The 12,492-nt window shown below is 50.3% G+C and carries 7 protein-coding genes; all 7 read right to left on the bottom strand.

The features are described 5' to 3' along the window. Nucleotides 1–41 precede the first annotated feature (41 nt). Complete coding sequence (locus ABD852_RS03870; protein WP_345026702.1) at nt 42–938, bottom strand: bestrophin family protein; 897 nt, start codon at nt 936–938, stop codon at nt 42–44. Nucleotides 939–976: 38 nt separating this feature from the next. Beyond that, nucleotides 977–2,275: a tyrosine--tRNA ligase gene (gene tyrS, locus ABD852_RS03865; protein ID WP_345026718.1), complete on the bottom strand. Its 1,299-nt coding sequence runs from the start codon at nt 2,273–2,275 to the stop codon at nt 977–979. Between the two features lie 34 nt (nt 2,276–2,309). Beyond that, nucleotides 2,310–5,195 carry an aminomethyl-transferring glycine dehydrogenase gene (gcvP, locus tag ABD852_RS03860; protein WP_345026701.1) on the bottom strand — a complete coding sequence of 962 codons (2,886 nt, stop codon included), beginning with the start codon at nt 5,193–5,195 and terminating at the stop codon, nt 2,310–2,312. 444 nt (nt 5,196–5,639) lie between these two features. Next, nucleotides 5,640–6,989 (bottom strand): RagB/SusD family nutrient uptake outer membrane protein, encoded by a 1,350-nt coding sequence (locus ABD852_RS03855; RefSeq protein WP_345026700.1) that lies wholly within the window; start codon nt 6,987–6,989, stop codon nt 5,640–5,642. A gap of 2 nt (nt 6,990–6,991) precedes the next feature. Further along, complete coding sequence (locus tag ABD852_RS03850) at nt 6,992–10,345, bottom strand: TonB-dependent receptor (RefSeq protein WP_345026699.1); 3,354 nt, start codon at nt 10,343–10,345, stop codon at nt 6,992–6,994. 39 nt (nt 10,346–10,384) lie between these two features. Then, nucleotides 10,385–11,389: a FecR family protein gene (locus tag ABD852_RS03845; protein WP_345026698.1), complete on the bottom strand. Its 1,005-nt coding sequence runs from the start codon at nt 11,387–11,389 to the stop codon at nt 10,385–10,387. Between the two features lie 8 nt (nt 11,390–11,397). After that, a complete protein-coding gene (locus ABD852_RS03840) occupies nt 11,398–11,964 on the bottom strand; it encodes an RNA polymerase sigma factor (protein WP_345026697.1) in 567 nt (188 codons plus the stop codon). Nucleotides 11,965–12,492: the final 528 nt, after the last annotated feature.

Genomic DNA, 12,492 nt, shown 5'->3' with positions numbered 1-12,492 from the left:
TTTTATCTTTTTTTAAGATTTTTTTGAAAAATCAGCCAATACTAAGACGCCTGCTGGGGCGTCATGATTTCGCGGAGCGAGCGCTTGATGGTCTCGCACATGCGGTCGAGCGGGAGATCGTTGGCATCTGCACCGAAGGGATCTTCGATTTCCTCGGCTATTACTTCCAGGCTGGCCAGAACATAAAAGACAAACACCACAAACGGGATAATCAGGTAGTGCAGGTTGAAAATATACCCTACCGGGAGGGAGAAGCAATAAATGATGATGAATTTCTTAAGAAAGGAGCTGTAAGAATAGGGTATCGGCGAATTTTTGATCCGCTCGCATGCACCGCATATCTCGGTAAACTGCCGGAACTCGTAATCCAGGATCAGGATATGTTCGGCAGAAAAAACGCCCTTGCGCTGAAGCTCGAATACCCGTTGCTGAATCAGGCCTATCAAATGGTTGGGTACATGAGAATCATCTCCGATACGCTGGATGGGGAAAGTTTCTATATGCTCGTATTCGTGATAAAAGTTGGTCTTCCTGAGATGATTTTTTAGCGCGACACAGTAATTTCCTATCATTTTCTGGAAATACAGCTTTTCCTCGGTATGCGTTTCCCCAAGCAAATAAGTCAGTTTAACCGCCACATTCCGGCTGGCATTCACCAGGCTTCCCCATTGCTTGCGGCCCTCCCACCACCGGTCATACGCGGTATTGGTCCTGAAAACAAGCAATAGCGATATGACAAACCCCAGGAGTGAATGGAGAACGGAAAGGTTCTTGAGATCGGCCGTTTCTCCTACATCCCAATATTCCAGAACAAGATAGGCGAACGCGCTGGTATACAAAAAAACAAATATCAGCAACGGGAAAAGTTTGCGAAGGGTATCCGCTTTATGAATCGAAAAAATGATTTTTACCCACTCCTTCGGATTGTAGTCTACCATCGATCTTCTCCGTTTGACAAACCTGCCGTAATAAGAAATTAATCTGTTACCCTGATCAAATGGTTTTTCTTCCCTTTTGAAACCAGCAAAAACTGCTCCTGCAACAATTCGAATTCTGCCAACTGTGTTTCCGGATTCCCTACTTTAGTCTTATTGATGCTCAGCGCGCCTTGCTGAATGGCACGCCTGGCCTCGCCCTTGGAAGGGTATATTTCCAGGTGGGTCGCCGTAGAAACCAGGTCGAGCACGTTGGCGGTTTCTCTCCACGCGGCCCTGCTGATGGTACTTTGCGGAACGCCCTCGAAAATGACGTCAAAGTCACCTGCGCCTATGCTCTTCAGGGTATCAAGCGTAGCTTTTCCGAAGAGTACTTCAGACGCCTTGACGGCAAGCTCATAATCTTTCTCCGAGTGCACGCGAACGGTCACATCCCTGGCAAGGGCCTTTTGCATGATACGCATGTGGGGCGCTTCTGCATGCGCTGCCTCCAGGCGTTCTATTTCGGCCTGGTCGAACAGGGTAAAAACCCTTAAAAGCCGGTGCGAATCCTCGTCCGACTGGTTCAGCCAGAACTGGTAGAACTGGTAAGGAGAAGTACGCTCCGGGTCGAGCCAGATGTTCCCCCCTTCGCTCTTCCCGAATTTGGTCCCGTCGGCTTTGGTAACCAGCCGGGTAGTCAGGGCATAGGCTTTGAAATAACCTTCTTCGTCCCCCTCTTTCCGCCGGATTATTTCCGTTCCGGTGGTAATATTTCCCCACTGGTCGGAGCCGCCCATCTGTAGGCGGATATTGTACTTTTTATACAGGTAGTAAAAATCGTAACCCTGGAGTAACTGGTACGAAAATTCAGTAAAAGAGATCCCGGTTTCCAGGCGTTTCTTAACCGAATCCTTTGACATCATGTAGTTCACGGACAGGTACTTTCCCGCCTCACGCAGAAATTGCAAGAAGCCCATTTCCTTGAACCAGTCGTAATTATTCACAATTACGGCGCCATTCACGGGCGAATCGAAATCCAGGAAATGCATCAATTGCTTTTTGATCCCTGCCTGGTTAATTTCCAGGGTTTCCTCTGAAAGGAAGCTTCTCTCCGCCGCCTTGAATGATGGGTCGCCAATCATGCCGGTAGCGCCGCCTACCAATGCATAGGGTTTATGGCCTGCACGTTGCAGGTGCACCAACAGCATAATGGTGGCCAGGTTTCCTATGTGAAGAGACGAAGCTGTGGGGTCAAACCCGATATAGCCTGATATCTTCTCATTGTTCAATAATTCTTCGGTACCCGGCATGATGTCCTGCAACATCCCGCGCCACTTAAGCTCTTCTAAAAAATTAATCGGCATTCTCTTAAATCAATCAGTTACTGTTTGGTTATTCTGCGTGGGCGTAGTCTTCCGTCGGGATACAGGCACACACCAGGTTGCGGTCACCGTAGGCATTATCGACACGGCTCACGCTCGGCCAGAATTTCCTGAACCGCAAATGGGCCAATGGAAATACCGCTTTTTCCCGCGAATAGGGGCGGTTCCATTCTTCTGCCAGCACTACGCGATAAGTATGCGGCGCCAATTTCAATACGTTAACCGACTTGTCGGCGTTACCTTCCTCCACTTCCCGGATTTCCTCCCGGATTGAAATCATCGCTTCGCAGAAACGATCCAACTCGGCCTTTGACTCCGACTCGGTTGGTTCGATCATGAGTGTACCGGCTACCGGGAAAGAGAGGGTCGGTGAGTGAAAGCCGTAATCCATCAGCCGTTTGGCTACGTCTTCGGCCTCAATCCCGACAGATTTGAACGGGCGCAAATCAACGATCATTTCGTGCGCGCACCGCCCGTTGGCGCCGGTATACAAAATGGGATAGTGAGCCTCAAGCTTCGCCTTGATGTAATTCGCGTTAAGAATAGCGGTTTTGGTAGCATTCACCAGTCCTTCACCGCCCATCATCACGATATACGCATACGAAATCGGCAAAATGCTTGCGCTGCCGAAAGGCGCTGCCGAAACGGCGCCGGCAGGTTTCGGCTTGCCTTCAGTTTCAAGGCTGACATGACCCGGCAAAAACGGCACCAGATGCTCCGCTACACCTATAGGTCCTACACCAGGCCCGCCGCCGCCATGCGGGATACAGAAAGTCTTGTGCAAATTAAGGTGGCAAACGTCGGCGCCAATCATTCCCGGGCTGGTCAACCCCACCTGGGCATTCATATTGGCCCCGTCCATGTATACCTGGCCGCCATGTTCGTGGATCAGTTCACAAATTTCTTTAATCCGCTCTTCATACACCCCGTAGGTAGAAGGGTAAGTTACCATGAGCGCCGACAGCTCCCGGCTATATTTTTCCGCGTTCGCCTTCAGGTCCTCCACATCGATATTTCCACGCTCGTCGCATTTGGTGACAACCACTTTCATACCGGCCATTACGGCAGATGCCGGGTTGGTGCCATGTGCGGAAGCAGGGATCAAAACCACGTTCCGGTGACTGTCGCCACGGCTGAGGTGCCAGTTCCTGATCGCCATAAGTCCCGCATACTCTCCCTGCGCCCCGGAATTAGGCTGTAAAGAAACCTTGGCAAAACCGGTAATGACTGACAGCCACTGGTCAAGCTGCTCCGTAATACGCTGGTAGCCTTTGGACTGGCTCGCCGGTGCGAAAGGGTGCATATTGGCGAGTTCCGGCCAGGTAACCGGAATCATCTCGGCCGTTGCATTGAGCTTCATGGTACAGCTTCCCAGGGAAATCATGGAATGTACGAGCGACAAATCCTTGTTTTCCAGCGACTTCAGGTACCTGAGCATTTCGTGCTCCGTGTGGTAGGAATTAAAAACTTCGTGAGTAAGGTACCTGCTGTGACGCAACAGGCTTTCAGGCAGCGTACTGCTCACTTCCTCCTCAATTTCCAGTTCTCCCTGGAACGCCGCCGCATCGGCAAAAAGATTGAGCAAATCAATTACGTCCTGGAAAGACTTCGACTCGTCGAACGAAATACCAATCCTTGTATCGGGAAAGGGATAGTGTCGCAAGTTTACTCCCCATTTGACAGATTCTTCTTTCAGTTTTTTGGCGAAAGGGGTCTGTACCGTTACCGTATCGAAGAAGTTATCATTTACTACTTTGTAACCGAATTTCTTTACGGTTCGGGCAAACAGCACGGCGAGTCCATGCACGCGGGAGGCGATAGACTTCAGCCCTTCCGGACCATGATAAACCGCATACGCGCCTGACATAACCGCCAGCAGAACCTGCGCCGTACAAATATTGGACGTGGCTTTTTCCCGCCGGATATGCTGTTCCCGGGTTTGCAAGGCCATGCGCAACGCACGGTTTCCTTCTGCATCTACCGTCACCCCGATGATCCGGCCCGGAATATGCCGCTTGTAAGCCTCTTTTGTAGCAAAGAAGCCGGCATGCGGCCCTCCAAATCCCATGGGTACTCCAAGACGCTGTGCAGACCCCACTACAACATCGGCGCCCATTTCGCCGGGAGATTTCAGGAGGGTAAGGGCGAGCAAGTCTGCTGCCGCTACTACCTGTACACCCAGTTCGTGCGCAGACGCGATCAGGTCAGTATAATCTTCAACATTCCCGTCAGTGCCGGGGTATTGCAGCAAAATCCCGTAGACCGCCGCGTCGGACCAATCAATCGTTTTATGATCACCTACTACTATTTCTATGCCCAGCGGCTCCGAACGGGTCCGTAGGACATCAATTGTTTGCGGATGCGTCTGTTGGGAAACAAAGAACCGGTGGCTATCCTTTTTCCCGGCCGGGCGCAAAGCGTGCAGCATCGTCATAGCTTCCGCTGCCGCCGTACCTTCATCCAGAAGCGAGGCATTCGCGATTTCCATTCCGGTCAGTTCAATCACAACCGTTTGAAAATTCAGCAGCATTTCGAGGCGGCCCTGTGCAATTTCGGCCTGGTAAGGCGTATACGCCGTATACCACGCCGGGTTTTCCAGGATATTCCGCAAAATGACATTGGGCACGATCGTGTCGTAATATCCGGTACCGATATAGGATTTCAGAACCATATTCAGGCGGGCGATCCGCTTGAATTCAGTCAAAAACAACTGTTCGGAAACACCCGTCGGGAGCGCCAACGGTTCCGTCAGCCGGATATGGCCCGGAACAGTCTGGTCTATGAGCTCGTCCACAGAGCTTACCCCCACCGTTTTCAGCATCTCCTCCGTTTCCGAGGCAGATTTACCGTGATGTCTTTGTTCGAACCTTTCGGTTGCATGCAGATTGATTTTCATTTGTTGGAAGCGCTTACTGACCTTTTTCTTGTTCGTAATTGTCTTGGTGATCAGGCCGTAAAAGTACAAATAAGCCACGAATTCACGAATGAAATTGGTCGATTCGTGAATTCGTGGCTTAATATTTCAATGTCCCTTAATGCTTGGGGCAATCGCAGGAGCTCTTGCGCTTGAAAATTCCCAGGAATTTTTTCTTCCGGGGCTTCTTATAGCCTTTATTCTTTTTCTTGGCAGCATGAAACTCAGTCCCAACCGGTGAAGCAAGCGCCTCATTGACAGGCAACTGAAACAAAATCATCACAACAAAAAAAAGAAACACCGGCTTTCTCATACAATCTCAGCAGTTAACTGGACTTATAACGTAAATCCACGGATTTTAGTTTAGGTGTGAGGTATGAGTTGTGAGGCATGAGGGCTCATACCTCACAACTCATACCTCACACCTCAATCCCCATATCCGGGATTCTGCGGCAGCAAATTCGGATTCCTTAAAATTTCAACTGCGGGTACGGGCCAGAGTTTGTATTTCGGATCGGTCAGGCCTAAGACAGGCCCGATCTGGTCGGTCCTGACGAGGTCAAACCAGTAATGTCCTTCGTAGCAAAGCTCAAGTCTTCTTTCCTTATAAATGCGCTGCCTGAACGAGGCCAGGTCGGGTACATCTGCTGAAGTCAGCTCCTTCAGGCCGGCCCGCACCCGCACCTGGTTCAGCAGCGCAAGCGAAGTTGCGTTGGGATAAGCTACCTCCGCCGCCGCTTCTGCCTTGGAAAGCAGTACTTCAGCCAAACGGAAGATGATAAAGTTGTCATCCCGTGAAACCCGCCGCGTGTATTTCTTCACATACTCCTCACCGTCACCGACGGCAAAAGTGGCCGCTTTGCGCGAATCGCCGGCTTCGTATTGGGCAACAATATCCGGGTGCACCTGGATCATCCGGGTTCCTCCCAGCGACGGCGGAAGATACGTACTGGCGATCGTGTTCGGATTCAGGTTGTCGTATTGCAGCTCCCAAATGGACTCGTCGGCGTTCTTGTCTTCAAAAAGTGCCGCGTAGGTATTGTTCAATTTGCTTTTTTGCGCAAGAACCGCATCGGCAGCCGTAGAGGCTTTATCGAACTCTTTGCGATAGAGATAAATCCGGACCGCCAGGGCATGGGCGGCCATTTTAGTCAGCCTGCCTTTGGTCTGTAAAGCGCTCGTGTAAGAATCAGGCAGATCAGTCCGGGCCACCTCAAGATCCTGGAACACTTGTGCATACACGTCATTCACGTTGTCACGCCGCACCTGGAGCGTCGGCAGATTCGGGGAAGCGGTAGGCTCGGTGATAAGCGGGACATCGCCGAAATACCGGATCATATTGAAATAGGCGAACGCCCGGATCATCCTTGCTTCTGCGAGGATCTGCTTTTTTTGCTGCTCAGAGAATGACGGGTCCTGTATCCCCGGAACCCGGGCAAGAATCGTGTTAGCCCGGTTAATAATCAGGTAATTCTGCGTCCATAACTGGTTGTAATAGCCGTTGTCATCAAGGAACTGCAGGTTATTAATCTGCTCAAACTGCCGGTTAAGCGCGTTTCCACGCACATTTTTCGTAGGCAGTTCTGCCATTACCATATAATTGAACCCATTGTCGAGCACTCCTTTGTAAGCCCCGATGATGGCAGCCTGCGCATCGGCGCCTTTCGTAAACAACTGTTCGTTCGAAACGGAATCTACAGGCTCCTGGTCAATGACATCACATGCCCCTACCCAGAGCGCAATTCCTGCCAGCAATAAATATTTTAGATTTTTCATAATCAGAAGCCGATGTTTAAGCCAAGGGTGTATGATTTGATTTGCGGATAGGCATTCATATCAAAGCCGAATTGCGCATCGTTGCCAAAAGAGTTTACTTCCGGGTCAAAGCCTGTATATTTGGTGAAGGTGAACAAATTCTGTCCGACTGCATACAACCGCAGGTTTTGAATTCCGATTTGTTTCAACTTTTCAAATTTGAAGGTATAACCAACATTGATCGACTTGATTTTGAGGAAAGATCCATCCTCGTGCACGCGGTCTGAAACGGATCCGTTCCGTGTCGGGTCTCCCCAGGCAGCACGATGCAGCCAGGTTTCATCACCGGGTTTTCTCCACCGGTCCTTCGCCTCTGTAAACGAGTTGAACCAGGTGTGCATCCGGCCGTAGGAATACTTGGGATGATTGAAAATGGTGTTTCCGTAGTTAAAGTGCATAAACACACTCGCATCAAAATTCCAGAAAGTAAAGGTATTGGTCATACCGCCGGTGAATTTAGGCTGAGCACTTGCCAGCACCCTGTTATCGGTGCTGGTAGAGGGGTACGGGTCGTTTCCATTCCCGTCGACATCCTCAAAATCATAATTCCCTGTCTGCGGGTTCACGCGGATAATCTTCCAGCCGAACAGGGTGCCAAGCGGGTAGCCCACTTTCAGCACGGATGCATAGCCGTTGAAGCCCAGTGGCCTGTCGTCTCCGTCGGGAAGGCTGGTGACTTTGTTCCGGTTGAATGAAATGTTAAAGTCGGTGCGCCAGGAGAAATTTTTCGTAGAAAAATTAGTTGAGCCCAGCTGCATTTCCACCCCTTTGTTCTGAACGTTGCCCACGTTTTGTATGGAGCTTCCATACCCGGACGAAGTTGGCAGGAGCACCTCCAGCAACAATCCGCGGGTTTTCTTGATGTAATAATCAAATGTAAAATTCAACCGGTTCCCCAGAAAACGAAGGTCCACCCCGAGGTTGGACTGTTCGGTTGTCTCCCATGTTAGGTTGGGATTTTCAAGCTGAACCGGTGCCAGACCACTCAGTCCCAAATAGTTGAAACCCCCTCTTGACAACCCCCTGGACGTGAAATTTCCGATTTCCTGGTTCCCGGTCCGTCCCCAGCTTGCCCTGATTTTGGCGTCGTCCAACCAATGAACACTCTTCATGAATTCCATCTGGTCCACCCGGTAAGAGGCCGATACCGACGGGAAAGTTCCGTACTTGTTGTTGCGGCTGAATCTTGACGAACCGTCTATCCGGAAGCTGGCGGCAATGTTCAGCTTGTTGTCAAAGGTATAGTTGAACCGGCTGAAATAAGAGGCCAACCCCCAGCTGCTGCCGCCGGAGCTGGAGTTGCGGATAGAAGCCGACTCCAGGGTAGAAATAGATTCGAGGGCAAAATTCGTCCCCGATGCCGTCGTCCGGGTCATGTGCGATTCCTGTTGCGAATACCCCAACAGCAGGTTGACCCGGTGCTTGGTTCCAATCGATGTATTGTAATTCAGGGTATTTTCGTTGATCCAGCCTTTATCCTGTGTAAATGAATTCGTCCCGGAGCCGTTGGTGCTTCTTCCTTCATAGGTAAGGTTGTTCGGCGGAATGAAAAGGACTTCGTCAAGGCTCAGATAATCAATACCAATGGATGAGCGAAAGGTAAGTCCCCGGAGAATATCCAGGTTAATAAAAGCGTTTCCGATCGCGCGGTTGTTGAACGCATAATTTTTTATTTCCCGGGCCATCAGCGCAGGGTTGTTGCTTGTGGCGATATAGGGGTCGGTGGGGTTAAGCGTACCGTCGGGCAGGTACAGCGAGATAGCGGGCGACTTGATAATGGCAGCCGACACAATCCCGGTGTTGGAACCGGCGTCAATCCGGTCCGTCTTCGATCGGCTAAGGGTAAGATTAACGCCGGCGCTCAACCGGTCGTTGATATGTTGGTCAAGGTTAATTCTGAAATTTCCACGCTTGTAACCGCTGCCAATCACCACTCCTTTCTGATCATAGTAGTTGCCGGAGACCATGTATTGCGTCTTTTCGCTTCCACCCGAAACTGAAAGGTCGTAGCTCTGGATCACGCCGGTCCGGAAAATAACATCCTGCCAGTCGGTAGTTGGAAGCGTGGACGGCGCGTTGGCGTCGACAAAATAGGGCTTCATTCCGACGTTAGTCCGCGCTTCGTTCACCAGCTCCCCCCAGCTTGGGCCATCCAGAAGAGAAAGACGTTTTGTTTCATGCTGAACACCGCCATAGGTGCTGAAATTAATCTTGGCGGCCCCTGCCTTTCCTCTTTTCGTTGTCACAAGAATCACCCCGTTCGAAGCCCTGGAACCGTAGATCGCAGCAGCAGCGGCATCTTTCAGTACTTCCATTGACTCGATATCGCCGGGACTGAGCGAAGAAAGCGGGTTTTCTGCAACTGCACCACCGCTCGCCGACGCGTATGAACCGGTATTAATGGGTACGCCATCAATTACGTAAAGGGGGTCGTTCCCCCCGGTGATAGAGCTGGCTCCCCTGATCCTGACGGTAGAACGGCCACCGGGAGTACCTGTGTTTTGTGTTACATTCACCCCGCTTAAACGCCCTTGCAAAACCTGCTCCGGGCCGGTAATCGGCAATTCGGCAATTTTTTGATCTGCCACCGAAAGCGACGCGATAGAGGAAGAGATATCCCCCCGGGACTGCGAGCCGTAGCCAATCACCACCACTTCGTCCAACGATTTCTGATCGACTTTTAAGGTTACCTGTAAATCGGTCTGGTTGCCGACTTTCACTTCCTGTGTGAGATAGCCTACGAATGAAAAAACCAGCTCAGCATTATTATTGGCCACCGAAATGGAGTAGGTACCGTCTACGTTGGTGACTGTGCCGGTTTGTGTTCCTTTTACAAGAATATTGACCCCGGGTAATGGTTCCCCTTTTTCGTCGAGCACTTTACCTTTAATATTCCGATCAGCAATTGCAAGGTCCATCAGGGCTTCAGCTTCCTGAACGGCTGCACCGGTTCTTTTATCTTCGGCAAGTTTTAAAAGAATACGGTCTTCCACCACCGAGTATTGAATGGAAAGCGGCTGCAAAAGACCGCGCAGCAATTGGTCCAAGCGTTGGTCTTTTGCTTTAACCGAGACCTTTTGCCGCACGTCAATCGTACTCGGACTATAGATAAACCGGACATTCGCCTGTTCCTCTATTGCCCCCAGCACTTTTTTAAATCGCTGGTTTTCCTCATTGAGGGTAATCCGGGTTTCGAGAATACTCTGTCTGTTCATCGCTAGCGCCCCGCGTGGGGTTATTGCAACGGCCAGCAGGTGAAAGCAGGCTATTACTGCCATTCTCCAAAGCCCGGATCGGATCCGTAACGCTGTTTTCATGGTATCTACATTTAAGTTTACTGGTTTACGTATTACTATTTACTTCAATTCCTCACTGCAGCCCTTACCGGTTACAAAAACAGCTGCGCCACGGAGTTCGTAGGTAGCTCCCACCACTTCGCACAGAAAGTCCAGCTTTCTGAACATGTCAAGGTCATTGAGATCGCCGGTAAAAATACACCGCTTCAGATCGGGCGTTCCTGCGATCACCTGTATGCCATAGACCTCGCTTATCCTTGCAAGCACCTCTGAAACGGGCGATTCGTCGAAATCAAAATCCCGGCTTGCCTCCGCTTTCGATACCGGCACGGGCACATCCACCACATCCTGCTTCAACGATTTACGTTCCAGGTCATAGGAGACGCGCTGATTAGGCATCGCAATCACCCCGTCCCTTTTCCTTTGGTTTTCGGTTTGCGCGGTATATACCGATACTTTTCCCGTAACTACTGACACCTCGATTTTTTTCTGGGCCGGTTTTGGCGCTATCCTGAAACTAGTGCCGAGCACCTCAGTCACAAGCTCGCCTGCATAAACCGTAAAAGGGAGGTTCGGGTTGGGCTTCACATCAAAAAAGGCCTCTCCTTTCAACCAGACCTTCCGGTTGCCGACGCCAAAATCCTTATCGGCGACGATATCGGCGCCCTGTTCCAGGAATACAAAGCTTCCGTCCGGGAGAGTCACTTTCGAAGACTGAACAACCGGGGTAGCGAACGGCTGAATGACTGCAGCCTTCTCCGGAGCAACCTGACGGTCCGTCAATACGTAAAAAACAAAGCTGCCTGACAACAGAACCGCGGCTGCAACACCGGCAAGCCGGCGCCACAAAACCCTGCGGCGTTGCGGGATCCCCGCACTATTGGTCACTGCCCGCCAAATCCGTTCCTTAGGCGTAATCTCCTCGTTTCCGAAAGCGAACAAACTTTCATTCGATTGTTCCTCATAGTGAAAATCGGCCCACTTCTTCAGGAGCATCATTTCCTCCTCGGTGCATTGCCCGGCGAGGTATTTTTCGGAAAGCCTGTCAAACTCGTGTTGTGTCATTTTGAAAGTCAGTTTTCGTGATAATAGGGTTTCAACTGCTGACGCAACAATTTGATAGACTTCGTAATATGGTACTCCACTGCTTTATGGGTTAATCCGAGTGCCGCGGCAATTTGCTTCACCGGCACTTCTTCAAGTTTACTCATGCGGAACACGGCGGCTGTTTTTTCAGGCATTTGTTTCATGGCCTGCTCCACGGCGGTTTCAAGCGCCTCGTTTGTCAATATCTCGTTCACGCTTGAGTGCTCAAAAACCTCTTGGAAAACTCTGAATTCCAAATACTTGCGAAGGTTAATCTGGGATTTTATACTTTTATTGACCAGGTTCCTGGCGGCGATAAAAATGTAAATTCTGAGATTTCCGATATTGGAATGCTCCCGGTTCTGCCAGAGACTAAGCATCAGATCATGAACAATTTCTTCAGCGTCCTCCCTGACTCCGAGCTGATGGCTGGCGAACCCGTACAATTGACGCCAGTAACGTTGATAAATCGCCTCGAAGGCACGGGTGTCTCCCCCCTTCAACAGCATTACCAACGATTCATCGGTCATCTCATGGTATCGCATCGTGTCCATTTTGTATAGGGTTCTACTTGCGGGCCGGATCCCTAAAACAATCTACATTTTTTTTCAAAATATTTTCGGAAACCGCGATAATCAGTGAATCGGTGCACCACGAAACCAAGCGCCGGAACAGCCCCAAATGGCTTAACCACAAAGCATACAAAGGCTCTTGACGCCTGATTCATTAAAATAACCTCTGCGCTCTCCGTGACCTCTGCGGTTTATTTTTAACCACAAAGCTCACAAGGAGCACAAAGGCCCTTGACGCCTGATTCATTAAAATAACCTCTGCGCTCTCCGTGACCTCTGCGGTTTATTTTTAACCACAAAGCTCACAAGGAGCACAAAGGCCCTTGACGCCTGATTCATTAAAATAACCTCTGCGCTCCCGGTGCCCTCTGTGGTTTATTTTTAACCACAAAGGAGCACAAAGGCTCTTGACGCCTGATTCTTTAAAATAACCTCTGCGCTCTCCGTGCCCTTCTATGTTGAAAAGCAATTTTATAAGCTGATATTTCTGTTATTTTTATTTTTTAGCTG

Origin of the sequence: Ravibacter arvi (assembly GCF_039540405.1) — a bacterium.
GTDB classification, from domain to species: Bacteria; Bacteroidota; Bacteroidia; order Cytophagales; family Spirosomataceae; genus Ravibacter; species Ravibacter arvi.
Note: the sequence above shows the minus strand (reverse complement) of the source record. Positions and strands in the feature narration are given on the sequence as shown.